Below are 25,448 nucleotides of genomic sequence, written 5' to 3'. Positions count from 1 at the left end.
AATATATAGCCTCCCTGTTTCAAAGTATGATAAACTAGTAGGTAGACAAAGTCTGTACCTGACCGTAGCAAATAATTTCATTGACGGCAGAAGTATGGTAGAATGAATCATTAGCAGGAGAGGATGTTTTTATGAATGTTACAACGATTTTAGCATCAGATTGGTACCAAAATTTGATGCAATTGATTCCGGATGGCAAGCTGTTTAGCTTGCGTTCGGTCTTTGATGGGATCCCAAGAATTGTTCAACAACTTCCAATAACGATTATGTTGACAATTGGTGGTGCTCTTTTTGGCTTGGTTTTGGCACTTCTTTTTGCCATTGTGAAAATCAATCGTGTCAAAATTTTATATCCCTTGCAGGCCTTCTTTGTTAGTTTCTTAAAAGGGACACCGATTTTGGTTCAACTCATGTTGACCTACTACGGAATCCCTTTGGCTTTGAAAGCTCTCAATCAGCAATGGGGAACTGGTTTCAATATCAATGCGATTCCAGCCGCTGCTTTTGCAATTGTCGCCTTTGCCTTTAATGAGGCAGCTTATGCTAGTGAAACTATTCGTGCAGCCATTCTCTCAGTCAATCCTGGTGAGATTGAAGCAGCACGCAGTCTGGGGATGACCCGAGCACAAGTTTATCGTCGCGTGATTATTCCAAATGCAGCAGTTGTGGCGACTCCAACTTTAATCAATTCCCTCATCGGCTTGACCAAAGGGACTTCTCTAGCCTTCAGTGCGGGTGTTGTGGAAGTCTTTGCCCAAGCTCAGATTCTGGGTGGAGCTGATTATCGTTACTTTGAGCGCTTCATCTCCGTTGCCCTTGTTTATTGGGTAGTCAATATCGGAATTGAAAGCCTCGGTCGTTTCATCGAGAGAAAAATGGCTATTTCTGCACCCGATACAGTCCAAACAGATGTGAAAGGAGACCTTCGTTAATGATTAAGATTTCGAATTTAAGCAAATCCTTTTCAGGACAGACTGTCTTGGATCATCTGAACTTGGATATTCAAAAAGGGGAAGTAGTAGCCTTGATTGGTTCTTCAGGAGCTGGAAAATCAACTTTTCTTCGTAGTCTCAATTATCTTGAAACACCTGACAGTGGCTCTATTCAGATTGATGATTTCTCAGTTGATTTTTCTAAAATCACTCAAGAAGAAATCCTTGCCCTTCGTCGTAAGTTGTCTATGGTTTTTCAGCAGTTTAATTTGTTTGAGCGCCGTACAGCACTTGATAATGTGAAAGAAGGCTTGGTTGTTGTCAAGAAATTATCTGACCAAGAAGCAACCAAGATTGCCAAGGAAGAGTTGGCTAAGGTTGGGCTTTCTGACCGTGAGAACCATTATCCTCGCCATTTATCAGGTGGACAGAAGCAACGGGTTGCACTAGCGCGTGCACTTGCTATGAAACCAGATGTCTTGCTCTTAGACGAACCAACTTCAGCCCTTGACCCAGAATTGGTCGGTGAAGTAGAGAAGTCGATTGCAGATGCTGCTAAGTCAGGTCAAACCATGATTTTGGTCAGTCATGACATGTCCTTTGTAGCCCAAGTGGCGGATAAGATTCTCTTCTTAGATAAGGGGAAAATCATCGAGTCTGGAACACCTGATGAGATTATCCACCATCCTAAAGAAGAGCGGACAAAAGAATTCTTCGCTAGTTACAAACGGACTTATATTTGATATAATAGATAAAGGAAAACTCAGTTAGCTGGACTAGCTGAGTTTACTCTTTAAAAAAGATAGAAATGAGAGAAATCATGCTACTGCAACTATTTTCTTTATATTTCGAGAGTTTGATCTTGACCACCATCCTCGTCCTGATTTTTTTAGGGATTTGGATTGGACTGAGAGCCATGTCGGGAGTTGATAAGACAGCCAAGGCTCGCCAAGCCCATCTCTATGATATGATTATGATTGGGGTCTTGGTTGTTCCAGTATTATCCTTTGCGGTTATGAGTTTAATTCTTGTTTTCAAGGCATAATCTTTGCATGATTGACAAGAAAGAGATAGAATAAAGATAGTTACAACAAGAAAGAAGGAAACTATATGTACGATACTATTATTATCGGTGCTGGACCTGCAGGGATGACTGCAGCCTTGTATGCTGCTCGAAGCAATCTGAAAGTAGCCTTGATTGAAGGTGGTCTGCCAGGTGGTCAGATGAATAATACATCTGATATTGAAAATTACCCAGGATACGCTAATATTAGTGGGCCAGAATTGGCAGAAAAAATGTTTGAACCGCTTGAAAATCTTGGTGTTGAGCACATTTATGGTTATGTTGAAAATGTAGAAGACCATGGTGATTTTAAGAAAGTGATGACCGATGACCAAACATATGAAACACGTACAGTTATCGTAGCAACTGGCTCTAAACACCGTCCTTTGGGAGTACCTGGAGAAGAAGAACTGAACAGTCGTGGTGTTTCTTACTGTGCCGTGTGTGATGGTGCTTTCTTCCGTGACCAAGATTTGTTGGTAGTTGGTGGTGGAGATTCGGCTGTTGAAGAAGCCCTCTTCTTGACTCGTTTTGCTAAGACGGTTACCATTGTTCACCGTCGTGACCAACTTCGTGCTCAAAAGGTTTTACAAGATCGCGCCTTTGCGAATGAGAAAATCAGCTTTATCTGGGATTCTGTAGTCAAGGAAATCAAGGGTGAAAACCGAGTAGAATCTGTCGTATTTGAAAATGTGAAAACAGGTCAAGTGACAGAACAAGCCTTCGGTGGCGTCTTTATCTATGTTGGATTGGACCCTCTTAGCGATTTTGTTAAAGAATTAAATATTCAAGATCAGGCAGGCTGGATTGTGACAGACAACCACATGAAAACTGCAGTTGATGGTATCTTTGCCGTTGGAGATGTTCGCTTGAAAGACCTTCGCCAAGTAACAACTGCAGTTGGAGATGGAGCCATCGCCGGTCAAGAAGCTTACAAGTTTATCACCGAACATAGTTAATCATAAAAAGTTTCCAATCAGATGACTGGAAACTTTTTTATAGTCTATTTCGGAAAACTTCGTACATGAGAATGGCTGCAGCAACACTGGCATTAAGGCTTTGAACATGGCCATTCATAGGAATAGTAATCATCTCATCAACCTGTTTTTTGATGTTGCTAGAGATGCCTTTTCCTTCATTTCCGATGATGAGAGCGATTTTCCCTTTTGTATTCCATTTATGGCAAGGAGTCCCATTCATATCCGTTCCAAAGGTCCAGAAACCTTCATCCTTGAGTTTGTTTAGAGTTTGACTTAGATTAGTCACTCGAGCGATTGGAACGTGCTCAATAGCACCTGTGGCCGTTTTGGCAACGACAGGAGTAACTCCGACAGCACGGTGCTTGGGAATGATGACTCCTGAAACATTGGTCGCATCGGCTGTTCTCAAGATTGAACCCAGATTATGGGGATCGGTTAGACCATCCAGAATCAATAGAAGTGGATTTTCTTCTTGACGTGTTTTGGCAAGGATTTGGTCCAGCTCGCTATAGGCAAATTCAGACACTCGTAGAACAAAACCTTGGTGAACTGCACCTTCAGTCATCTCAGAAAGGGATTTTTTTGAAGTCCAAGAAATGGATACCTTCTTTTCTGTAGCCAGTTCCTTGACTTTCTCAAGATTCTTACCTCGGAGATCTTCTTGGAGGTAGAGTTTGTTGCCAGTGTTTGCAAGGAGAGCTTCGGTAACGGCGTGGACGCCATAGACAATATCATTTGTTTTCATGCCTCTATTATAACACAAAACCCCGTCTTGCAACGGGATTTTCTTTATTCTAGAATCAGTAAACCATCTTTAACTGCAAATGGGTCTTTTTCATTGATACGATCGTAAAACATGATACCGTTGATGTGGTCAATTTCATGCTGAACAACGATGGAGTTGTAGCCTTTGAGCTTGATACGGTGTTTTTCTCCATCCTTGTCAAAGTAGTCAACAGTAACGCGGGCATGGCGAACAACATAGCCAGGCACGTTGCGGTCAACAGATAGGCAACCTTCTCCTTCACCAAGAGCAGCGTCTTGAACAGAGTGAGAGACGATTTTTGGATTGTACATAATAGCTTGCAAGTCGTAAGCTTCCTCTGGAGTTTCGCCTTCTTCAACAATATTAGGTACCAAAACAGCGATAATGCGTTTTGAGATATCTAATTGAGGAGCAGCAAGTCCAACTCCACCGCGGAGCCCCATTTTTTCAGCCATGACAGGATCTTGGGAATGTTTGAGGAATTGCATCATCTTTTCGCCAAGAATGATTTCTTGATCAGATAGGGGGAAAGTGACTTCCTCAGCAACTGCGCGTAGAGTAGGATTCCCTTCGCGGATAATATCGTTCATATCAATTAAGTGAGCAGCTTTTGTAATACGTTCTATTGCAGACATTTTCTCTCCTTTCATTACCTCTACATGATATCACAAAATGATAAGGAATGAAAGCATTTCGGCATCTAGCTTTTATAGAAAATACCTACTAGGTTCGATTCAATTGTGAAAGAATTACTTATCTGTGATATAATAAAAAGAAAAGGCTTGCATTAGAAAGTAGGGAGAATGAAGATGCAAAGAAGACAAGATAGACATAAACGTGGACCAGTTTTTCATTTTGTGAGAGGCTTTGTAAACTTTTTTAGGAGTTATCGCAAGTGGAGTAATAAGGGATTTGTGGCGATACTCTTGCTAGCAGTTGCTTTATCAATGGGCTTGGTCTTGCTGTTTGAAAGTTTCCAAGGAATCCCCTTGACCAGTCAAAAAAAGGATGCCATTTCTAAAGAAGCAAATAAGACAAATCAAAAATCTAAAGATCAGGAAGAAGAAACAAGTGCTCGTATTATGGCCCATGGAGATTTACTTTACCATGATATTATCTATATGTCAGCTAAAAAGGAAGATGGCAGCTATGATTTTCATGAGAATTTTGAATACGTAACTCCTTGGCTTAAGCAGGCAGATTTGGCAATAGGTGATTTTGAAGGGACCATTAATAAAGATCATTATCTAGCTGGCTATCCTTTATTTAATGCTCCTGGTCAAGTAATGGATGCTATTAAAGATGCTGGGTATCATGTTTTAGATTTAGCCCATAATCATGTTTTAGATTCGCAAATTGAAGGAGTCATTTCAACGGCAGATGCAATTGAAAAGGCAGGAATGACACCTATTGGAGTTTATACGCACGAGTCACGTGATCAAGCTCCGCTCGTTATCAAGGAAGTGAACGGTATCAAGGTTGCACTTTTGGCTTATTCTTATGGATTTAATGGAATTGAGCAAAGTATTTCTCAAGAAGATTATAACCGCTATCTTTCAGACCTAAACGAAGATAAGATGAAGGCTGAAATTGAGCGTGCAGAGAAGGAAGCGGATATTACTGTTATCATGCCTCAGATGGGTGTTGAGTATCGAATAGAACCGACTGAAGAGCAAAAGGCTTTGTACCACAAGATGATTGATTGGGGAGCGGATATTATCTTTGGAGGCCATCCACACGTAGTTGAACCATCTGAGATTGTTGAAAAAGATGGAGACAAGAAACTCATTATCTATTCAATGGGGAACTTCATTTCTAACCAACGTATTGAAACAATGACTGGTGTAGACAATGCTAAGTGGACAGAGCGTGGTGTTCTTATGGATGTAACTGTCAAGAAAAAAGATGGACAAACAACTATTGAAACAGCTAAAGCTCATCCTACTTGGGTCAATCGAACACCAAAAGGAACTTTTTCACCAGAAGGATATCCCCTATATCATTACCAAACCTATATCTTAGAAGACTTTATCGAGGGTGGTAGCCATCGTGACCAGTTAGATGAAGCGACTAAGGAGCGAATTGATACAGCCTATAAAGAAATGAACGAACATGTGGGATTGAAGTGGGACTAGCTTAAATCCAGAGGAAAGTAAATGACGATTAAAGTAATTGCGACAGATATGGATGGGACCTTGCTGGATGCTAGAGGCCAGCTTGATCTCCCACGCTTGGAAAAGATTTTAGATCAGTTGGATCAAAGGGGTATTCGTTTTGTCATCGCGACTGGGAATGAAATTCACCGCATGAGGCAACTACTGGAGCACTTGGTCGATCGAGTGGTTCTGGTTGTTGCAAACGGTGCTCGTATTTTTGAAAACAATGAATTGATTCAGGCACAGACTTGGGATGATGCCATTGTCGATAAGGCTTTGGCTCATTTCAAGGGTCGAGCGTGTCAGGATCAGTTTGTTGTAACGGGGATGAAGGGTGGTTTCGTCAAAGAAGGTACGATTTTTACAGACCTTGAAAGTTTTATGACTCCAGAAATGATTGAAAAATTCTACCAACGGATGCAATTTGTGGATGAATTAACCTCTGACCTCTTTGGTGGTGTTCTCAAGATGAGTATGGTTGTTGGTGAGGAACGTTTGAGTCCAGTCTTGGAAGAAATCAATGACCTCTTTGATGGCCGCGTTCGGGCTGTATCGAGTGGCTATGGTTGCATTGATATCCTTCAAGCTGGAATTCATAAAGCATGGGGCTTGGAAGAATTACTCAAGCGCTGGGACTTGAATCCCCAACAAATCATGGCTTTTGGTGACAGTGAAAATGATGTTGAAATGCTTGATATGGCTGGAATTGCTTATGCGATGGAAAATGCTGATGATAAAGCCAAAGCTGTGGCGACTGCTCTAGCGCCAGCCAATAGCCAAGGAGGAGTTTACCAAGTCTTGGAAAACTGGTTAGAAAAAGGAGAATGAAGTGGCAGTACAGTTATTAGAAAATTGGCTCCTAAAGGAACAGGGTAAAATCCAAACCAAGTATCGTCACTTAAATCAGGTTTCTGTTGTAGAACCAGACATTCTTTTTATTGGGGATTCCATTGTCGAATATTTTCCTCTGCAGGAGTTGTTTGGAACTTCAAAGATGATTGTCAATCGAGGCATTCGAGGTTATCAGACAGGGCTGTTACGCGAGAATCTAGATGCGCATCTTTACGGTGGGGCGGTAGATAAAATTGTCCTTTTGATTGGGACAAATGATATCGGAAAAGATGTGCCTGTGAATGAGGCTCTCAATAACCTCGAAGCTATCATACAATCCATTGCTCGCGATTATCCATTGACTGAGATGAAATTGCTTTCTATTTTGCCAGTCAATGAGGGAGAGGAGTACAAGCAGACAGTCTATATCCGTACGAATGAAAAAATTCAGAAATGGAATCAGGCATATCAAGAACTTGCTTCTGCCTATATGCAGGTAGAATTTGTGCCAGTTTTTGATAGTTTGACAGACCAAGCAGGCAAACTCAAAAAAGATTATACAACTGATGGGTTGCACCTTAGTGTTCCCGGTTATCAGGTTTTGACCAAAGCTTTGAAAGACTATCTTTTGTAGTTAGTTGATTTCCTTTTTGCATTTTTGTGTTAGATAAGGTATAATGGTTTTACTGTCTTTTGGGGTCGTTACGGATTCGACAGGCATTATGAGGCATATTTTGCGACTCGTGTGGCGACGTAAACGCTCAGTTAAATATAACTGCAAAAAATAATACTTCTTACGCTCTAGCTGCCTAAAAACCAGCAGGCGTGACCCGATTTGGATTGCTCGTGTTCAATGACAGGTCTTATTATTAGCGAGATACGATCAAGTCTTGTCTAGCGGCTTGATAAGAGATTGATAGACTCGCAGTTTCTAGGCTTGAGTTATGTGTCGAGGGACTGTTAAACGAATACATAACCTATGGTTGTAGACAAATATGTTGGCAGGTGTTTGGACGTGGGTTCGACTCCCACCGGCTCCATTATTCCTTTGCATTCTTTTGCATTCCTTGGTAAAACGTTGTTAAATCAACGTTTTTTATTTTTGTCTTTGCTATTCCTTGGTATTCTTTTGCGAAAAAGGATACAACAAAGGAGTCACAAACAGACCCTAAAACAGACCCTATTTTTAAAAAGCGATAAAAAAAGATACAACATTTGTTGCATCCTAGAAATAAATTTTCTTTTCTACGGAAGACATGGGATTCGAACCCACGCACGCTGTTACACGCCTACCGCGTTTCCAACACGGCCTCTTAAGCCTCTTGAGTAATCTTCCAATACTTACTCAAATAGTCTACCATAAAGGCTCTTATCTTGCAATAAAAATTCTGGAAATAAGAAAAATGATAGAATTTGAAAGAAAATGATAAAAAATGCTTGACTTTAAAAGAAAGTGTGATAGAATGAATAGTGTAAACGATATCAGGAGGTGGTTTGGTGTTAAAAACAGAGCGGAAACAACTGATTTTAGAGGAGTTAAATCAACATCATGTAGTTTCTCTAGAAAAATTAGTTAGTTTGCTAGAGACCTCAGAATCAACGGTTCGAAGAGATTTGGATGAGTTGGAAGCGGAAAACAAGCTTCGTCGCGTGCATGGTGGAGCAGAATTACCCCACTCCTTGCAGGAAGAAGAAACCATTCAAGAAAAATCTGTCAAAAACCTTCAAGAAAAGAAGTTGCTGGCTCAGAAAGCAGCCTCTCTCATCAAGGAACAAGATGTCATCTTTATCGATGCTGGAACAACAACTGCTTTTTTGATTCATGAATTGGTCAATAAGAATATTACTGTAGTAACCAACTCTATTCACCATGCGGCACAGTTGGTTGAAAAGCAGATTCCAACGGTCATGGTTGGAGGAAGTGTCAAGATGGCGACAGATGCGAGCATCGGGGGCGTTGCTCTTAACCAGATTAACCAATTGCACTTTGACCGTGCTTTTATCGGGATGAATGGTGTGGATGATGGCTATTATACGACTCCCGATATGGAGGAGGGAGCTGTTAAGCGTGCTATTTTAGAAAATGCTAAACAGACTTATGTCTTGGTCGATTCGTCCAAAATCGGACAAACTTGCTTTGCCAAGGTAGCACCACTCAAACGAGCTATTGTTATCACAAGTCAAGGGCATGAGCTCTTGCAGGCTATTAAGGAGAAAACGGAGGTAATAGAAGTATGATTTATACAGTCACACTCAATCCATCCATTGACTATATCGTTCGTTTGGACCAAGTCCAAGTCGGTAGTGTCAATCGAATGGATAGTGATGATAAGTTTGCTGGTGGGAAAGGAATCAATGTCAGTCGTGTTTTGAAACGTTTGGATATTCCAAATACAGCGACGGGATTTATCGGTGGCTTTACTGGTAAATTTATCACAGATAATCTGGCTGATGAAGAAATCGAGACACGTTTTGTCCAAGTTGCAGAAGATACTCGTATCAATGTTAAAATCAAAGCAGACCAAGAAACAGAAATCAACGGAAGGGGTCCAGCTGTCGAACCGGTTCAGCTAGAAGAATTGAAAGCTATTTTATCTAGTCTGACAGCAGAAGATACAGTTGTCTTTGCTGGTTCAAGTGCTAAAAATCTAGGCAATGTCATCTACAAGGATTTGATTGCCTTGACGCGTCAGACGGGTGCGCAAGTGGTTTGTGACTTTGAAGGACAGACCTTGATTGATAGTTTGGCCTACCAGCCGCTTTTGGTCAAACCAAACAATCATGAACTTGGAGCTATCTTTGGAGTTGAACTCGATAGTTTAGATGAAATTGAAAAATATGCTCGAGAATTGCTGGCTAAAGGTGCTCAAAACGTCATTATCTCTATGGCTGGGGACGGTGCCCTTCTTGTCACATCTGAGGGAGCTTACTTTGCTAAACCAATCAAGGGAACCGTGAAAAATTCAGTTGGAGCTGGTGACTCTATGGTTGCTGGATTCACTGGTGAATTTGTCAAAACAAAAGATGCAGTAGAAGCCTTCAAATGGGGAGTAGCTTGTGGAACAGCAACGACATTCTCAGATGACTTGGCAACGGCAGAATTTATTAAAGAAACATATGAAAAAGTTGAGGTAGAAAAACGATGAAAATTCAAGACCTATTGAGAAAAGATGTCATGTTGCTGGATTTGCAGGCAACTGAAAAAACTGCTGTCATCGAAGAGATGATTAAAAGTCTGGTAGATCACGGTTATGTGACAGATTTTGAAACTTTTAAAGAAGGAATCTTAGCTCGTGAAGCTCTAACTTCTACTGGTTTGGGTGATGGAATCGCTATGCCTCACAGTAAAAACGCTGCTGTCAAAGAAGCAACAGTTCTCTTTGCTAAGTCAAACAAGGGTGTTGACTATGAGAGTTTGGATGGACAAGCAACTGACCTCTTCTTCATGATTGCGGCTCCAGAAGGTGCAAATGATACCCACTTGGCAGCCTTGGCAGAATTGTCTCAATACTTGATGAAAGACGGTTTTGCTGACAAACTTCGTCAAGCAACATCAGCTGACCAAGTTATCGAACTCTTTGACCAAGCTTCAGAAAAAACTGAGGAACCTTTTCAAGCACCTGCCAATGACTCTGGTGACTTTATCGTGGCTGTTACAGCTTGTACGACAGGTATTGCTCACACTTACATGGCCCAAGAAGCCCTTCAAAAAGTGGCTGCTGAAATGGGTGTTGGAATTAAGGTCGAAACCAACGGTGCTAGCGGTGTTGGTAACCAACTAACTGCGGAAGATATCCGTAAGGCTAAAGCTGTTATCATTGCAGCAGACAAGGCAGTTGAGATGGATCGTTTCGATGGTAAACCATTGATCAATCGTCCGGTTGCTGACGGAATCCGTAAGACAGAAGAGCTGATCAACTTGGCTCTTTCTGGAGATGCTGAAGTTTACCGTGCCGCTAATGGTGTAAAAGCTGCAACAGCATCTAATGAAAAACAAAGCCTTGGTGGTGCCTTCTACAAACACTTGATGAGTGGTGTATCTCAAATGTTACCATTCGTTATCGGTGGTGGTATCATGATTGCCCTTGCCTTCTTGATTGATGGTGCTTTGGGTGTGCCAAATGAAAACCTTGGAAATCTTGGTTCTTACCATGAGCTATCTTCTATGTTCATGAAAATTGGTGGTGCAGCCTTTGGTTTGATGCTTCCAGTCTTTGCAGGATATGTAGCCTACTCTATCGCTGAAAAACCAGGTTTGGTAGCAGGTTTCGTGGCTGGCGCTATTGCCAAAGAAGGTTTTGCCTTTGGTAAAATCCCTTATGCAGCAGGTGGTGAAGCAACTTCAACTCTTGCAGGTGTCTCATCTGGTTTCCTAGGTGCCCTTGTTGGTGGATTTATCGCAGGTGCTTTGGTTCTTGCTATCAAGAAATACGTTAAAGTTCCTCGTTCACTTGAAGGTGCTAAATCAATCCTTCTCTTGCCACTTCTTGGAACAATCTTGACAGGATTTGTTATGCTAGCAGTTAACATTCCAATGGCAGCAATCAATACTGCCATGAATGACTTCCTAGGCGGTCTTGGAGGCGGTTCAGCTGTCCTTCTCGGTATCGTCCTTGGTGGAATGATGGCTGTCGATATGGGTGGACCAGTTAACAAAGCGGCTTATGTCTTTGGTACAGGTACACTAGCAGCATCTGTTTCTTCAGGTGGTTCAGTAGCTATGGCAGCAGTTATGGCTGGAGGAATGGTTCCACCGCTTGCAATCTTTGTCGCAACTCTTCTTTTTAAAGATAAATTTACTAAGGAAGAACGCAACTCTGGTTTGACAAACATTATCATGGGCTTGTCATTTATCACCGAGGGAGCAATTCCATTTGGTGCCGCTGACCCAGCTCGTGCGATTCCAAGCTTCATCCTTGGTTCAGCAGTAGCAGGAGGTCTCGTTGGTCTTACTGGTATTAAACTCATGGCGCCACACGGAGGAATCTTCGTGATTGCCCTTACTTCAAATGCTCTCCTTTACCTCGTTTCTGTCTTGGTAGGAGCAATCGTAAGTGGTGTAGTCTATGGTTACCTACGCAAACCACAAGCAGTTAAATAAAAGGGAACTATATACCAGTTTAAACCAACCACAATATATAGTACTTTTGGAAATACGAAAAAAGGCGATTGTCCAAGCGGAAATCGTCTTTTTGATATTTAGAACAAGTTCAACCTAATATTTCCACCAAATTGTGGCTTTTCAAGAGCTACTTGAGCTAATTGATCTAGTGTGTGTTCACTATTTTCTTGATTATAGAATTTAAGCCCTTTGATGATAACTCCTTCAACTTCATTCTCGAAAACCAAATCTTCCTGATGGTCGTTGACATATGTAAGAAGCTCTTCTTTCCATCTATCCTTTTCTACCAAATGTTCACCTTTGGGTTCAATGAATATTTGAAGATAGTAGTCCTTATTTTGAAGGAGTAAGATAAAGTCTGGCTGAAATCCTGAAAAATTGATTTCTCGTGGATTCTCTTCAAATTGATGCAATTTTAATTGTTCAACTTTATCTGTCCCTTTTAGCATATTTTCATCCATTCGAATGAGGAAAACATCTCCATATTTCTCTCTTAGTTCATCAATATGGTTGGCGATAGCATTAACTAGATTTTCTTCATTCCTATTGATTATAGCTGATTGATAAGCAAAAAAGTCAAATTTTTCAAATGAAATATTAGATAATTTTTGTTCGATGAAGGATTCACTCTTCTTAGCTGTATCATAATTAGGTATTCGTTTACGATAATCAACGAGATATTCTGTAATTGGATATCCTATAAAGCGGTTCGTACCTCTTGCTTTGCGATAACCTGCCTTTATTTGGATAGCCAGTAGGTTAAAAAAGTTATCAACAATTTTCAGCTTTTCCATAGCTGAAAAATCTTCTACAATGGTTTCTTTTTCTGTTGTAACAGAAAGTGTAAGATTCTGCAAATCTAGCCAATTTTCCCCCAAAAAATCTTCCATAGATTTGAGATTTGGAAGATATCTTTTCAGATTTTCAAATCGGAAAAAGTTAGAGCGGCTAATTGATTTTTTAAAATAACGAATGTCAATTCCCCTCAATTGAGACGTTTTTAACTCTATTGCTTCAGCTGAAAGGTAAGCTCTTTCATAAGTAGATTTAAAATAAGTTACATTGCCTAGCTTAGAAATTTCAACACCATATGCACGTAAATTCACATAGTGACTGTCAGGAATTTCCTCAGTTTCATTATAATAAAGTTTACCTATTTTAAAGATTTGGGTTTTCTTGAAAGAGGGTTTTAGTTTGATTTCAATCGGAGGATTTTTTTCATCAGTCCCAGTCGCAAGATTCATCTTGTCAAGTGATGCCATCAAATTCTTGATGTATTGCGGTTCATTAAGGGTATGGTAGTGTAGTGTTTCCAACAAAAGACTTGCTGTTTCATCTGATTCATCAAATCGTCTTTGGTAAGAAATCTTTTTATTTAAGGAGAAAGGATTGTATCGTGCCCCACGTCCAATCAACTGAGCCTCGGAATTGGTTGATTTAGCATCTCTTTTATCATTCTTCTTACCCAGATTGCTAATACGAACAATATCGTATAGATTGAGTACATCCCAACCTTCTGTTAATTTTGCTACTGCAAAGACTACACGATATAGATTGTTGGGCGATTCAAGCGAATTGAGGGCTTGATACTGTCCTGTTTCTAGCAACCCTTTTGAGCCACTATCTGAATCATTTGCATTTAAAATCCTAGTCGGTGAAAAACCACGTTTGATTTCTCGAACAACAGTTGAAAGATCATCCTTTTCGAGATAATACTGATAAGCTAGCTGTAGGGTATGACTTTGCTCTTCGGATACACTTCTCAATTGCGAAATAAGGAATGCCCTTAAACTTTCTACAGTCAGCTTTTCAATCATCTCATTGAATAGATTATTTGCTTCATTAGAAGCATCAATTTTATGTGATTTGAAAAGAATGACTGGTTTTATCTCAATCCCAAATTTTTCTAGAGCAAATTTACGACGATATTCACTCAGAAGAATGGTACTAAGCATGTTATCTTCGTTGGAATTCCCAGTTTGAATGCGTCTTACATTTTTCGAATATCGTTCTTTGATGTATGAATCCAAGGTATAACGGTAAATAATCTTATCTCGATATTTTTGATAAATAGTGTCATCGTCAAAATCAAGTGTTGCTGTAAATTCTAGCAAGAGATTATCAGCATGTGCGTGAAGGAGATCAAGTAGGCTTTTTTCCCATGAGACTTTTTCCAATTCTGCTTTATTTTTCTTTTTGGTAGAAGCAGAATAGTGATGAGCCTCATCCGCCAGAATAACCATTTTTGTCTTCTGGTAATCTTTTAATGACATGATATTTTCTGCCTGTGTACACAATTCATTTGTCAACGTTTGAATTGAAACGAATTTGATGTTGATAGAATTCGAAAGTGGAAACTCAGGAAATCTTCCTGAAATCTGATTTATAAAGATATGTTCCCCATCAATTTCTAGGTTAGAGTCAAAAAGAAACTTAGTAGATTGGGCACTCGTTAGGTTATCAATCGTCTTATTCAGAACACCATTTGTATTCACTGTAAACAGAAAATTTTGATACCCTTTTTCTTTATAGAGATAGAGGATTAAACCAGCCATCAAATCAGTCTTTCCTGAACCAGTTGCCATATTGAACATCAGCTGTCTAGGTTTTCGAAACTTGAATGTTTCTGATGTCTGTGTGTAATGAAAATAACGAATAGCCTCACTCTGATAGTAACGTGGTTCGTGCTTGAGATTTTCTACAATATACTGTGGCAACTCCCAGCCATGCTGTTCATGCAAAATATCCATATCCAACTGTTTCAGTTCGTTGAAGAGTTCAAAGATTAGTTCCTTTTTCTTTGTATTTTTAGCCATCATTTCTCTCCATAAAAACTCTTATTGAAATCGTAATCTGATTGAGATAGTTGCGATTTAATAGTTTCATCATCGATTTCGGAGTAGTTGTGATAGAGCTGGTTTTTGTCAATAATCTTCACAAGAATTTTTTTCTGCATTTCAAATTCTTCATCCCAGATAGATTGAGCAACTTCTTGTAAATCCACTCTGAAATCAAAGTCAAGTGTAGATTTCATATCATCAAAGATAGATTTTAATTCTTCAGAATTTTTAGAGTTAAGGACAGCATCAATAAAGGTTGAGTTTTTGTCCATTAACTCAGCATAGACAAATGAACCTCCACCATCCCAACCAATAGTTTTCGAGATTCCAGTAGAATCACCATTAACTACATTTTCCAATCTCTTAACAATCAAATCCTCAATATACTCCATCTGTTCTATAGTGATATATTGACGATTCATTTTATGAGCTACAGCTGCTGTGGTTCCAGATCCTCCAAAAAAATCAAGTATAATATCACTTTCTTCACTAGAACTTGCAATAATTCTGTGTATTAATTTTTCTGGTTTTTTTCCATTTTCTAATGATACACCACCCTCTGTTTTAATACTACTCCATGAAATATCTTCCCAAAGAGTTCCAGCTTTCTCGGTCTTATAAACCTCCCCATCCTCAATATAAGCAGTTTCTTTTAAAAAACTAACTAATCGTTTAGTCGAACCGATAAATCCAACATCAACTATTTTGCCTTTATTCTTACCAGAAACCGGTTTATAACGAGCAATTGTGTAACCATCATCGGTAACATTATTTCTCACTCTACTTCTAATAGATGTTTGAGCATTTTCTGTGGTAAAAATTTTATCTAAATACTTCTTATATATTTCACCTTCATCTAACCCCTCTTCAGCCATCAATGAGTTAATCGTCTTAGTTTCATAACCTTTCACTCGATAAAGTTCAATACAATCCCCACGACCATCAACTGTCTCTCCAATTTTTTCTAGTTTTCCAGGATTTACTAAAACAGTTTTATAAGCAAAGTTTTTCCCGTTTTCTCTACGTTCTTGTATGTAATTCATCAGTTTATATGGTTTTGTCTGAATATTAATACGAGCATCATTATTAGCGTAGATGAGTATAAATTCTGTGTTCTTCTTAAGTCTTCTATCCTCTCCTCCGCCACTAGCTCCAGAAGAAGATTTGGACTTAATAGTAACTGTATTTAAATAAGATCCTTCTCCAAAAATTTCATCTAGTAATACTTTAAGATAGGCATGTTGTGAATCATCGGTCTGTACCCAAAGTGTTCCGTCACTCTTTAATAACTCTTTCGCAATTTTCAATCTATTTTTCATAAAAACCAGCCAAGTAGATCTACTAAATTTATCATTATAAATAAAGCTATCTGATCCAGTGTTATACGGAGGATCTATAAAAATACATTTAACTTTCCCTGCAAAACGTTTTTTTAAACTATGCAGAGCAAGAAGGTTATTCCCTTTGATAATAAGATTATCAGTATCATTGATTTCTGAAATATCTGACTCTCCATTCTCGTCATATTTCTTAGCATTTTTAAAAATCTTATTATCGAGAAGAACGTCAATTTCTTCATGGGCTATTGTTTCATTTAAAAAAGATTCGATGACACCTTCCTCTTCGTTATCTTCCTTGCTCATACCAGCTTTTAATATAGTATCTTTGTAGGGGAAATCTAGTACAACATCTGTTACTTCATCTAAATAGCGATTATTAGTCGACAATCCAATTTTATTGGCGTAACGCGTGTAAGAGTTTGACCAATATTCATCAACTTCAAGCATTTGAATGATATCATTGATTTTCAAAATTGTCGCACCAGCAATATCCTCGGTAAATGCTTCATTTAGAATTGCATTTGTCAAAATCTTTTCAACCAACTCAGGTTTATAATTATCTAAATCGGTTATAATAGCGTCTTTTTTTAGCAGTCCCTCAGCTACATACTGTTCAGCAAAGCTTTCCACCACCTCTCGCAGGGCTCGTTGAATCGCTGTTTCGAATGCTTGACTCATACAAGTCCCTCACTTTCATACACAACAGAAAAGACCTTCTCACAAAAATGTGAAAAAGTCTGTTTTAGGGCTTGACAAAAAATACGCTTGATTACATAATCAGCGTGAGCTGTGAGCTGTGAGCTGTGAGCTGTGAGCTGTGAGCTGTGAGCTGTGAGCTGTGAGCTGTGAGCTGTGAGCTGTGAGCTGTGAGCTGTGAGCTGTGAGCTGTGAGCTGTGAGCTGTGAGCTGTGAGCTGTGAGCTGTGAGCTGTGAGCTGTGAGCTGTGATTGCGTTCATACCAATCATTCCTTTACTTTTTGATAGTTCTATTATATCAAAATTTCTAAATTTTGCATCTCTTCTGTTTTTGATGAACAGTCAGCTGGATTATAAAGGCTATCAAAAAGATGTTCTGAAATTACTTAGAGTGGGAAACTATGGATAAGAAAATTTTATTTGAATCTCCCAATACTGAACTATCCAAGGAGAATATTGACCTTTTCCGAAATGCCTGTGAAATATGGTATAATAGAAGAATGGCAAACAAGAATACAAGTAAAACAAGACGGAGACCGTCTAAAGCAGAACTCGAAAGAAAAGAAGCGATTCAACGAATGTTGATTTCGTTGGGAATCGCTCTTTTATTGATTTTCGCAGCATTTAAATTAGGGGCTGCAGGTATCACCCTTTACAATTTAATTCGCTTGCTGGTGGGTAGCCTAGCTTATCTGGCAATATTCGGCCTATTAATCTACCTCTTCTTTTTCAAGTGGATACGAAAACAGGAAGGGCTCTTATCTGGCTTTTTCACCATATTTGCAGGTTTGCTCTTGATTTTTGAGGCCTACTTAGTTTGGAAATATGGTTTGGACAAGTCCGTTCTAAAAGGAACCATGGCTCAGGTTGTGACTGATCTGACTGGTTTTCGAACGACCAGTTTTGCTGGTGGAGGCTTGATTGGTGTTGCCCTCTATGTGCTAACAGCCTTTCTCTTCTCAAATATCGGCACTTACTTCATTGGTTCTATCTTGATTTTAGCAGGCGCTCTCCTAATCAGTCCTTGGTCTGTTTACGATATTGCTGAATTTTGCAGTAAAGGCTTTGCCAAATGGCGGGAAGGACATGAGCGTCGAAAAGAGGAACGCTTTGTCAAACAAGAAGAAAAAGCTCGTCAAAAGGCTGAGCAAGAGGCTAGATTAGAACAAGAAGAGGCTGAAAAAGCCTTACTCGATTTGCCTCCTGTTGATATGGAAACAGGTGAAATTTTGACAGAAGATGTTGTACTTGACGTTCCACCTTTTCCAGATGAAGAGTGGGTAGAACCAGAAATCATCCTTCCTCAAGCTGAACTTGAATTCCCTGAACAGGAAGATGGCTCTGATGATGAAGACGTACAGGTCGATTTTTCTGCTAAGGAGGCCCTTGAATACAAACTTCCAAGCTTACAACTCTTTGCCCCAGATAAACCAAAGGACCAGTCTAAAGAAAAGAAAATCGTCCGAGAAAACATCAAAATCCTAGAAGAAACCTTTGCTAGCTTCGGTATCAAGGTAACAGTTGAACGGGCCGAAATTGGGCCATCAGTGACCAAGTATGAAGTCAAGCCAGCAGTGGGTGTAAGGGTCAACCGCATCTCCAATCTCGCAGATGACCTCGCTCTAGCCTTGGCGGCCAAGGATGTCCGAATCGAAGCACCTATCCCAGGGAAATCTCTCGTTGGTATCGAAGTGCCCAACTCCGAGATTGCCACTGTGTCTTTCCGTGAACTTTGGGAGCAATCTCAAACTAAAGCAGAAAATCTCTTGGAAATTCCTTTAGGGAAGGCAGTTAATGGCACCGCAAGAACATTTGACCTCTCCAAGATGCCCCACTTGCTCGTCGCAGGTTCAACGGGTTCAGGGAAGTCAGTAGCTGTTAATGGTATTATTGCTAGCATTCTCATGAAGGCAAGACCCGACCAGGTCAAGTTTATGATGGTGGACCCCAAGATGGTTGAGTTGTCTGTTTACAATGATATTCCCAATCTCTTGATTCCAGTTGTGACCAATCCACGTAAGGCAAGCAAGGCTCTGCAAAAGGTTGTGGATGAGATGGAAAATCGTTATGAACTCTTTGCCAAGGTGGGAGTTCGGAATATTGCAGGTTTTAATGCCAAGGTAGAAGAGTTCAATGCCCAGTCTGAGTACAAGCAGGTTCCGCTACCGCTCATTGTCGTGATTGTGGATGAGTTGGCTGACCTCATGATGGTGGCTAGCAAGGAAGTAGAAGATGCTATCATTCGTCTTGGGCAGAAGGCGCGTGCTGCCGGCATTCACATGATTCTTGCAACCCAGCGTCCATCCGTTGATGTCATCTCTGGTCTGATCAAGGCCAATGTCCCATCTCGTGTCGCATTTGCGGTTTCATCTGGTACAGATTCCCGTACTATCTTGGATGAAAATGGAGCAGAGAAATTGCTTGGACGAGGAGATATGCTCTTTAAACCAATCGATGAAAATCATCCAGTTCGTCTGCAAGGATCCTTTATCTCGGATGACGATGTCGAACGCATTGTAAACTTCATCAAGGCTCAGGCAGATGCAGACTACGATGAGAGTTTTGATCCAGGTGAGGTTTCTGAAAATGAAGGTGAATTTTCAGATGGTGAAGCTGGTGGGGATCCGCTTTTTGAAGAAGCCAAGGCTTTGGTAATCGAAACCCAGAAAGCCAGCGCATCTATGATTCAGCGTCGTTTGTCAGTTGGATTTAACCGTGCGACCCGTCTCATGGAAGAGCTTGAGATGGCAGGTGTCATCGGTCCAGCTGAAGGTACCAAACCGAGAAAAGTTTTACAACAATAAAAAAATAGCTTCTTTCCAAGTTTGGAGGGAAGCTATTTTTGTGATTACTGATTTGTTTTAGCTTCAGAACTCGTCGTATTTGACTGTGTTCCGTTATCGCTTGTTTCTTTATTTGTAGCTGGTATAGAAGATTCCTGAGTTGCTGCTTTCTGCTCTTCTTTCTTCTCTTCCTTGACGCTGGATTTTGGTGTTTCTTCTTGTTGTGGTTTTTCTTGATAAGTGTTATTTTCCTTATTAGGACTAGTGTTTTCCTGAGGGGATTCCTTTTGAATTTCTTTGACAATTGTTGTCGTCTGGCTTGTCGTAGGTTCTTTTTTAGTATTTTTGTTATTATCCAAGGCGTTCATGATAGTGATACTTGCGGTAATTAAGCCGAGAATACTACCGATAGTAGCGACGGTTTTTTGAAAGACCGTGAAGCCTTTTTTGATGTGTTCTGTTTTTGGTTTTGAAGTTCTACGATAATTAGACATACATTCTCTCCTTTAATTAAAATTTATTATACCGCATTTCTTTAAAAAAATCTTAAAAAAAGAGGAATTGCCCTTTCTTGTCGCAAGCTCCGTTTCATGATACAATAGAAGAAGTGATTTTAGAAAGCGTGAGAAAACATGATTTACTTTGATAATTCGGCGACGACCAAGCCCTATCCTGAAGCACTTGAAACTTATATGCAGGTCGCTTCAAAAATTTTAGGAAATCCATCTAGTCTTCATCGTTTGGGAGACCAGGCAACACGAATTTTAGATGCTTCTCGCCAACAGATTGCAGGTTTAATTGGTAAGAAAAGCGATGAAATCTTCTTTACTTCTGGTGGGACAGAAGGAGATAACTGGGTCATCAAGGGTGTGGCCTTTGAAAAGGCCCAGTTTGGCAAGCACATCATCGTATCAGCCATAGAACATCCGGCGGTCAAAGAATCAGCCCTCTGGTTGAAAAGTCAAGGATTTGAAGTGGATTTTGCTCCAGTTGATAACAAAGGATTTGTGGATGTTGAAGCGTTAGCAGATTTGATAAGACCTGATACGACCCTCGTTTCTGTTATGGCTGTGAACAATGAAATCGGCTCGATTCAACCTATTCAAGCTATTTCAGAACTGTTGGCAGATAAGCCGACTATTTCCTTCCACGTTGATGCGGTTCAGGCACTTGCTAAGATTCCGACTGAAAAGTATCTGACAGAACGAGTGGATTTTGCGACTTTCTCTGGTCACAAGTTCCACGGAGTTCGTGGTGTTGGTTTTGTCTATATCAAGTATGGCAAGAAGATTACGCCTCTTTTAACAGGTGGTGGTCAGGAACGTGATTACCGTTCGACAACTGAAAATGTGGCAGGAATTGCAGCGACAGCCAAGGCTCTCCGTTTGTCTATGGAGAAGCTAGATTTCTTTACAAGCAAGACTGGACAGATGAAGGCAGTGATTCGCCAAGCTCTTTTAGACTATCCAGATATATTTGTCTTTTCAGATGAGGAAGACTTTGCCCCTCATATCCTGACTTTTGGAATCAAGGGTGTTCGTGGTGAAGTCATTGTTCACGCCTTTGAAGACTATGATATTTTCATCTCAACGACCTCTGCTTGTTCGTCCAAGGCAGGGAAACCAGCTGGAACCTTGATAGCTATGGGAGTCGACAAGGATAAGGCCCAGTCAGCTGTGCGTCTTAGTCTAGATCTTGAAAATGATATGAGTCATGTCGAGCAGTTTTTGACCAAGCTAAAATTAATTTATAATCAAACTAGAAAAGTAAGATAGGAGCATTTATGCAGTATTCAGAAATTATGATTCGCTATGGAGAATTGTCAACCAAACACAAAAATCGTATGCGTTTCATCAATAAACTTCGTAATAATATTTCAGACGTTTTGTCTATCTATCCCCAAGTTAAGGTAACCGCAGATCGCGATCGTGCCCACGCTTACCTCAATGGAGCTGATTATACCGCAGTAGCAGAATCGCTCAAACAAGTATTTGGAATTCAAAACTTCTCTCCCGTTTATAAAGTAGAAAAGTCTGTGGAAGTTCTTAAGTCTGCTGTCCAAGAGATTATGAAAGAAACTTACAAGGAAGGGATGACCTTTAAAATCACTAGTAAGCGTAGCGATCACACCTTTGAACTTGATAGTCGTGAACTCAATCAAACTCTTGGTAGTGCTGTTTTTAAGGCTATTCCAAATGTGAAAGCTCAGATGAAAAATCCAGATATTAATCTTCAGGTTGAGATTCGTGAGGAAGCGGCTTATATTTCCTATGAAACCTTTCGTGGAGCAGGAGGATTACCTGTGGGAAGTTCTGGTAAAGGCATGCTCATGTTATCAGGAGGAATTGATTCACCTGTGGCGGGTTATCTAGCTCTTAAACGAGGAGTAGATATTGAGGCGGTTCACTTTGCTAGCCCACCATATACTAGTCCAGGGGCTCTTAAAAAAGCGCAAGATTTGACCCGCAAATTAACCAAGTTTGGCGGAAATATCCAGTTTATCGAAGTGCCTTTCACAGAGATTCAAGAGGAAATTAAGGCTAAAGCGCCAGAAGCTTACCTCATGACCTTGACACGCCGTTTTATGATGCGGATTACCGATCGTATTCGCGAGGTACGAAATGGTTTGGTTATCATCAATGGGGAAAGTCTTGGTCAAGTAGCTAGCCAGACCTTGGAGAGCATGCAGGCTATCAATGCAGTTACCAACACTCCCATCATCCGTCCAGTTGTGACAATGGATAAGTTGGAAATCATTGACATTGCCCAGGAAATTGACACCTTTGACATTTCTATCCAGCCTTTTGAAGATTGCTGTACTATTTTTGCGCCTGACCGTCCTAAGACCAATCCTAAAATTAAGAATGCAGAGCAATATGAAGCACGCATGGATGTTGAAGGTTTGGTTGAGAGAGCAGTGGCAGGGATTATGATTACTGAGATTACACTGCAGGTTGAAAAAGATGAAGTAGATGACTTGATTGACAATCTCCTCTAATCAGAAAATCCAAAAGAATTTAGAAAATTAAATGAAAAAGTTAGTTTTTAATCCAAAAATGGAAGAAAAACTGACTTTTTTTGTTAAACTGTGATATAATAAGATAAAATTTTGAATATAGAGAGTTTTCTGACAATGAATCAATCCTACTTTTATTTAAAAATGAAAGAACACAAACTCAAGGTTCCTTATACAGGTAAGGAGCGCCGTGTACGTGTTCTTCTTCCTAAAGATTATGAGAAAGACACGGACCGCTCCTATCCTGTTGTTTACTTTCATGACGGGCAAAATGTCTTTTATAGTAAAGAATCTTTCATTGGTCACTCGTGGAAGATTATCCCAGCCATCAAGCGAAATCCTGATATCAGTCGCATGATTGTCGTTGCCATTGATAATGATGGTATAGGGCGGATGAATGAGTATGCGGCTTGGAAGTTCCAAGAATCTCCAATCCCAGGACAGCAGTTTGGCGGTAAGGGTGTGGAGTATGCCGAGTTTGTCATGGAGGTGGTCAAACCTTTTATTGATGAGACCTATCGAACCAAAGCTGACCGCCGGCATACGGCTATGATTGGTTCCTCACTAGGCGGCAATATTACCCAGTTTATCGGTTTGGAATACCAAGACCAAATTGGTTGCTTGGGTGTCTTTTCATCTGCTAACTGGCTCCACCAAGAAACCTTTAACCGTTATATCGAGCGCCAGAAACTATCGCCTGACCAGCGAATCTTCATCTATGTAGGAACAGAAGAAGCGGATGATACAGACAAGACCTTGATGGCTGGCAATATCAAACAAGCTTATATCGATTCATCGCTTCGCTATTACCATGATTTGATAGCAGGGGGAGTTCATTTGGATAATCTTGTCTTGAAAGTTCAGTCTGGTGCTATCCATAGTGAAATTCCTTGGTCGGAAAATTTACCAGACTGTTTGAGATTTTTTGCAGAGAAATGGTAAAGTGAGAAAGGAGAAAATATGCATATTGAAAACCTTAGCCACTGGAGTGGCAATCTTAACCGTGAAATGTACCTTAATCGTTATGGACATGCTGGGATTCCAGTTGTGGTCTTTGCTTCATCAGGTGGTAGTCACAACGAATACTATGATTTTGGCATAATTGGGGCCTGTGCTTCTTTTATCGAGGAAGGCCGTGTTCAGTTTTTTACCCTATCCAGTGTTGACAGTGAGAGCTGGTTGGCCACTTGGAAAAATGGGCACGACCAAGCGGAAATGCACCGTACCTATGAACGCTATGTGATTGAAGAGGCCATTCCTTTTATCAAGTACAAGACAGGTTGGTTTGATGGTATGATGACGACAGGTTGCTCGATGGGCGCCTACCATGCAGTCAACTTTTTTCTCCAACATCCAGATGTTTTTACAAAGGTGATTGCTCTTAGTGGTGTTTACGATGCACGTTTCTTTGTCGGCGATTACTACAATGACGATGCTATTTACCAAAACTCGCCAGTAGATTATATCTGGAACCAAAACGACGGCTGGTTTATTGACCGTTATCGTCAGGCAGAGATTGTGCTTTGTACGGGTCTCGGTGCCTGGGAACAAGATGGTTTACCATCCTTTTACAAGCTCAAAGAAGCCTTTGACCAGAAACAAATTCCAGCCTGGTTTGCTGAATGGGGACACGATGTCGCCCATGACTGGGAATGGTGGCGTAAACAAATGCCCTATTTTCTTGGACACCTGTATCTATAAAAGGAGTTACCTATGAATTACCTTGTTATTTCTCCCTATTATCCACAAAACTTTCAACAGTTTACCATCGAACTAGCCAATAAAGGCATTACCGTCTTGGGAATTGGTCAAGAGCCCTACGAGCAACTGGATGATCCCTTGCGCAATAGCCTGACTGAGTATTTCCGCGTTGATAATCTTGAGAACATAGACGAAGTCAAGCGCGCTGTTGCTTTTCTCTTTTATAAACATGGTCCAATTGACCGTATCGAGTCTCATAATGAATACTGGCTTGAGCTGGATGCAACACTCAGAGAACAATTCAATGTCTTTGGTGCCAAACCAGAGGATCTCAAAAAGACGAAATTTAAGTCTGAAATGAAGAAACTTTTCAAAAAAGCAGGTGTCCCCGTGGTACCTGGAGCTGTTATCAAGACGGAAGCAGATGTGAATCAAGCTGTGAAAGAAATTGGTCTTCCTATGATTGCCAAACCTGACAATGGAGTGGGAGCAGCCGCGACCTTTAAGCTTGAAACAGAAGACGATATCAATCACTTCAAGCAAGAGTGGGACCATTCAACTATTTATTTCTTTGAAAAATTTGTCACTTCCAACGAAATTTGCACCTTTGATGGTCTAGTGGACAAGGATGGTAAGATTGTCTTTTCAACAACTTTTGATTACGCCTATACACCGCTTGATCTCATGATTTACAAGATGGACAATTCTTATTACGTTCTCAAGGATATGGATCCTAAATTACGTAAATATGGTGAGGCAATTGTCAAAGAATTTGGTATGAAAGAACGGTTCTTCCATATCGAGTTCTTCCGTGAAGGGGATGATTACATCGCCATTGAGTACAATAACCGCCCTGCAGGTGGTTTTACCATTGATGTTTATAACTTTGCCCATTCCTTGGACCTCTACCGTGGCTATGCAGCTATTGTAGCAGGCGAAGAGTTCCCAGCGTCGGACTTTGAAGCTCAATATTGTTTAGCTACATCCCGTCGTGCGAATGTTCACTATGTCTATTCTGAGGAGGACTTGCTTGCCAAATACAGCCATCAGTTCAAGGTTAAAAAAATCATGCCTGCAGCCTTTGCGGAACTTCAAGGGGATTACCTTTATATGTTGACAACTCCGAGTCGACAAGAAATGGAGCAGATGATTGCTGATTTCGGACAACGTCAAGAATAAGAACTCTCGGATTAAGGAAATGCACCTCCTTAATCCTTTTGTT

21 protein-coding genes, 1 tRNA gene and 1 other RNA gene are annotated in these 25,448 nt (G+C 40.4%); 17 read left to right on the top strand and 6 right to left on the bottom strand.

Annotated elements, in window-relative coordinates; translation table 11 throughout:
• The first annotated feature begins 131 nt into the window (after positions 1-131).
• The 4 genes from SK578_RS07915 to trxB all read left to right on the top strand — a co-directional run bounded on the left by SK578_RS07915 (position 132) and on the right by trxB (position 2,954).
• Positions 132-932 (top strand): amino acid ABC transporter permease, encoded by an 801-nt coding sequence (locus SK578_RS07915; RefSeq protein WP_001103445.1) that lies wholly within the window; start codon positions 132-134, stop codon positions 930-932.
• Positions 932-1,675: an amino acid ABC transporter ATP-binding protein gene (locus SK578_RS07910; RefSeq protein ID WP_000590982.1), complete on the top strand. Its 744-nt coding sequence runs from the start codon at positions 932-934 to the stop codon at positions 1,673-1,675. The genes SK578_RS07915 and SK578_RS07910 overlap by 1 nt, the downstream gene beginning before the upstream one ends.
• Before the next feature lie 77 nt (positions 1,676-1,752).
• A complete protein-coding gene (locus tag SK578_RS07905; RefSeq protein WP_000926599.1) occupies positions 1,753-1,977 on the top strand; it encodes a DUF4059 family protein in 225 nt (74 codons plus the stop codon).
• A 65-nt stretch (positions 1,978-2,042) separates the two neighbouring features.
• Positions 2,043-2,954, top strand: coding sequence for a thioredoxin-disulfide reductase (gene trxB / locus SK578_RS07900; RefSeq protein WP_000272298.1), 912 nt, complete (start codon positions 2,043-2,045; stop codon positions 2,952-2,954).
• A 37-nt stretch (positions 2,955-2,991) separates the two neighbouring features.
• On the opposite strand, the gene rlmB is transcribed toward trxB, so the two are convergent.
• On the bottom strand, positions 2,992-3,720 hold the full coding sequence (gene rlmB, locus SK578_RS07895; RefSeq protein WP_042751453.1) for a 23S rRNA (guanosine(2251)-2'-O)-methyltransferase RlmB: 729 nt from the start codon (positions 3,718-3,720) through the stop codon (positions 2,992-2,994).
• Between the two features lie 44 nt (positions 3,721-3,764).
• Positions 3,765-4,376, bottom strand: a complete 612-nt coding sequence (def, locus tag SK578_RS07890; RefSeq protein WP_004260025.1) for a peptide deformylase — start codon at positions 4,374-4,376, stop codon at positions 3,765-3,767.
• A gap of 174 nt (positions 4,377-4,550) precedes the next feature.
• On the opposite strand from def, the gene SK578_RS10650 reads away from it, so the two are divergent.
• The 4 genes from SK578_RS10650 to ssrA all read left to right on the top strand — a co-directional run bounded on the left by SK578_RS10650 (position 4,551) and on the right by ssrA (position 7,771).
• On the top strand, positions 4,551-5,876 hold the full coding sequence (locus SK578_RS10650; protein ID WP_080709995.1) for a CapA family protein: 1,326 nt from the start codon (positions 4,551-4,553) through the stop codon (positions 5,874-5,876).
• 21 nt (positions 5,877-5,897) lie between these two features.
• Positions 5,898-6,725 (top strand): HAD family hydrolase, encoded by an 828-nt coding sequence (locus SK578_RS07875; RefSeq protein ID WP_042751452.1) that lies wholly within the window; start codon positions 5,898-5,900, stop codon positions 6,723-6,725.
• 1 nt (position 6,726) lies between these two features.
• Entirely contained in the window at positions 6,727-7,362 is a 636-nt protein-coding gene (locus SK578_RS07870) for an SGNH/GDSL hydrolase family protein (protein ID WP_042751451.1), read from the top strand.
• Positions 7,363-7,423: 61 nt separating this feature from the next.
• Positions 7,424-7,771: a transfer-messenger RNA gene (ssrA, locus tag SK578_RS10645) on the top strand.
• 205 nt (positions 7,772-7,976) lie between these two features.
• On the opposite strand, the gene SK578_RS07865 is transcribed toward ssrA, so the two are convergent.
• A tRNA-Ser gene (locus tag SK578_RS07865) sits at positions 7,977-8,064 on the bottom strand.
• Between the two features lie 161 nt (positions 8,065-8,225).
• On the opposite strand from SK578_RS07865, the gene SK578_RS07860 reads away from it, so the two are divergent.
• Genes SK578_RS07860 through SK578_RS07850 form a run of 3 tightly spaced genes read left to right on the top strand, consistent with a single transcriptional unit; the run spans position 8,226 to position 11,829 of the window.
• On the top strand, positions 8,226-8,966 hold the full coding sequence (locus SK578_RS07860; protein WP_000920651.1) for a DeoR/GlpR family DNA-binding transcription regulator: 741 nt from the start codon (positions 8,226-8,228) through the stop codon (positions 8,964-8,966).
• Entirely contained in the window at positions 8,963-9,874 is a 912-nt protein-coding gene (pfkB, locus tag SK578_RS07855; RefSeq protein WP_042751448.1) for a 1-phosphofructokinase, read from the top strand. The genes SK578_RS07860 and pfkB overlap by 4 nt, the downstream gene beginning before the upstream one ends.
• Entirely contained in the window at positions 9,871-11,829 is a 1,959-nt protein-coding gene (locus tag SK578_RS07850; protein ID WP_042751447.1) for a PTS fructose transporter subunit IIABC, read from the top strand. Before pfkB ends, SK578_RS07850 begins: the two co-directional genes overlap by 4 nt.
• 98 nt (positions 11,830-11,927) lie before the next feature.
• Here the strand turns inward: SK578_RS07850 and SK578_RS07845 are convergent, their stop codons facing one another.
• Positions 11,928-14,666, bottom strand: coding sequence for a DEAD/DEAH box helicase family protein (locus SK578_RS07845; protein WP_042751446.1), 2,739 nt, complete (start codon positions 14,664-14,666; stop codon positions 11,928-11,930).
• Positions 14,666-16,708, bottom strand: a complete 2,043-nt coding sequence (locus SK578_RS07840; protein ID WP_050491251.1) for a site-specific DNA-methyltransferase — start codon at positions 16,706-16,708, stop codon at positions 14,666-14,668. Before SK578_RS07840 ends, SK578_RS07845 begins: the two co-directional genes overlap by 1 nt.
• A gap of 518 nt (positions 16,709-17,226) precedes the next feature.
• Here SK578_RS07840 and SK578_RS07835 point away from each other — a divergent pair.
• Positions 17,227-19,530 carry a DNA translocase FtsK gene (locus SK578_RS07835; protein WP_080709994.1) on the top strand — a complete coding sequence of 768 codons (2,304 nt, stop codon included), beginning with the start codon at positions 17,227-17,229 and terminating at the stop codon, positions 19,528-19,530.
• A gap of 44 nt (positions 19,531-19,574) precedes the next feature.
• Here the strand turns inward: SK578_RS07835 and SK578_RS07830 are convergent, their stop codons facing one another.
• The gene (locus SK578_RS07830; RefSeq protein ID WP_042751444.1) at positions 19,575-20,003 is read right to left on the bottom strand and encodes a DUF6556 family protein; all 429 of its coding nucleotides are present in this window, start codon (positions 20,001-20,003) and stop codon (positions 19,575-19,577) included.
• Positions 20,004-20,141: 138 nt separating this feature from the next.
• Between SK578_RS07830 and SK578_RS07825 the strand changes: the two genes are divergently transcribed.
• The 5 genes from SK578_RS07825 (at position 20,142) to SK578_RS07805 (ending at position 25,405) form a co-directional block, all read left to right on the top strand.
• Positions 20,142-21,284 carry a cysteine desulfurase family protein gene (locus SK578_RS07825; RefSeq protein ID WP_042751442.1) on the top strand — a complete coding sequence of 381 codons (1,143 nt, stop codon included), beginning with the start codon at positions 20,142-20,144 and terminating at the stop codon, positions 21,282-21,284.
• 8 nt (positions 21,285-21,292) lie between these two features.
• Entirely contained in the window at positions 21,293-22,507 is a 1,215-nt protein-coding gene (gene thiI, locus SK578_RS07820) for a tRNA uracil 4-sulfurtransferase ThiI (protein WP_042751441.1), read from the top strand.
• A 135-nt stretch (positions 22,508-22,642) separates the two neighbouring features.
• Positions 22,643-23,467: an alpha/beta hydrolase gene (locus tag SK578_RS07815; RefSeq protein ID WP_042751439.1), complete on the top strand. Its 825-nt coding sequence runs from the start codon at positions 22,643-22,645 to the stop codon at positions 23,465-23,467.
• A gap of 18 nt (positions 23,468-23,485) precedes the next feature.
• Positions 23,486-24,226: an esterase family protein gene (locus SK578_RS07810; protein ID WP_042751438.1), complete on the top strand. Its 741-nt coding sequence runs from the start codon at positions 23,486-23,488 to the stop codon at positions 24,224-24,226.
• A 12-nt stretch (positions 24,227-24,238) separates the two neighbouring features.
• Positions 24,239-25,405 (top strand): ATP-grasp domain-containing protein, encoded by a 1,167-nt coding sequence (locus SK578_RS07805; protein WP_042751437.1) that lies wholly within the window; start codon positions 24,239-24,241, stop codon positions 25,403-25,405.
• The last annotated feature ends 43 nt before the right edge of the window (positions 25,406-25,448 follow it).

Source organism: Streptococcus mitis, assembly GCF_000722755.1.
GTDB lineage: Bacteria > Bacillota > Bacilli > Lactobacillales > Streptococcaceae > Streptococcus > Streptococcus mitis_CM.
This window is presented reverse-complemented; position numbering and strand designations above follow the sequence as displayed.

Coding starts and splice junctions, on each gene's coding strand:
- SK578_RS07915 (WP_001103445.1), top strand. CDS start 132: ATGAATGTTACAACGATTTTAGCATCAGATTGGTACCAAAATTTGATG.
- SK578_RS07910 (WP_000590982.1), top strand. CDS start 932: ATGATTAAGATTTCGAATTTAAGCAAATCCTTTTCAGGACAGACTGTC.
- SK578_RS07905 (WP_000926599.1), top strand. CDS start 1,753: ATGCTACTGCAACTATTTTCTTTATATTTCGAGAGTTTGATCTTGACC.
- trxB (WP_000272298.1), top strand. CDS start 2,043: ATGTACGATACTATTATTATCGGTGCTGGACCTGCAGGGATGACTGCA.
- rlmB (WP_042751453.1), bottom strand. CDS start 3,720: ATGAAAACAAATGATATTGTCTATGGCGTCCACGCCGTTACCGAAGCT.
- def (WP_004260025.1), bottom strand. CDS start 4,376: ATGTCTGCAATAGAACGTATTACAAAAGCTGCTCACTTAATTGATATG.
- SK578_RS10650 (WP_080709995.1), top strand. CDS start 4,551: ATGCAAAGAAGACAAGATAGACATAAACGTGGACCAGTTTTTCATTTT.
- SK578_RS07875 (WP_042751452.1), top strand. CDS start 5,898: ATGACGATTAAAGTAATTGCGACAGATATGGATGGGACCTTGCTGGAT.
- pfkB (WP_042751448.1), top strand. CDS start 8,963: ATGATTTATACAGTCACACTCAATCCATCCATTGACTATATCGTTCGT.
- SK578_RS07850 (WP_042751447.1), top strand. CDS start 9,871: ATGAAAATTCAAGACCTATTGAGAAAAGATGTCATGTTGCTGGATTTG.
- SK578_RS07845 (WP_042751446.1), bottom strand. CDS start 14,666: ATGGCTAAAAATACAAAGAAAAAGGAACTAATCTTTGAACTCTTCAAC.
- SK578_RS07840 (WP_050491251.1), bottom strand. CDS start 16,708: ATGAGTCAAGCATTCGAAACAGCGATTCAACGAGCCCTGCGAGAGGTG.
- SK578_RS07835 (WP_080709994.1), top strand. CDS start 17,227: ATGGCAAACAAGAATACAAGTAAAACAAGACGGAGACCGTCTAAAGCA.
- SK578_RS07830 (WP_042751444.1), bottom strand. CDS start 20,003: ATGTCTAATTATCGTAGAACTTCAAAACCAAAAACAGAACACATCAAA.
- SK578_RS07825 (WP_042751442.1), top strand. CDS start 20,142: ATGATTTACTTTGATAATTCGGCGACGACCAAGCCCTATCCTGAAGCA.
- thiI (WP_042751441.1), top strand. CDS start 21,293: ATGCAGTATTCAGAAATTATGATTCGCTATGGAGAATTGTCAACCAAA.
- SK578_RS07815 (WP_042751439.1), top strand. CDS start 22,643: ATGAATCAATCCTACTTTTATTTAAAAATGAAAGAACACAAACTCAAG.
- SK578_RS07810 (WP_042751438.1), top strand. CDS start 23,486: ATGCATATTGAAAACCTTAGCCACTGGAGTGGCAATCTTAACCGTGAA.
- SK578_RS07805 (WP_042751437.1), top strand. CDS start 24,239: ATGAATTACCTTGTTATTTCTCCCTATTATCCACAAAACTTTCAACAG.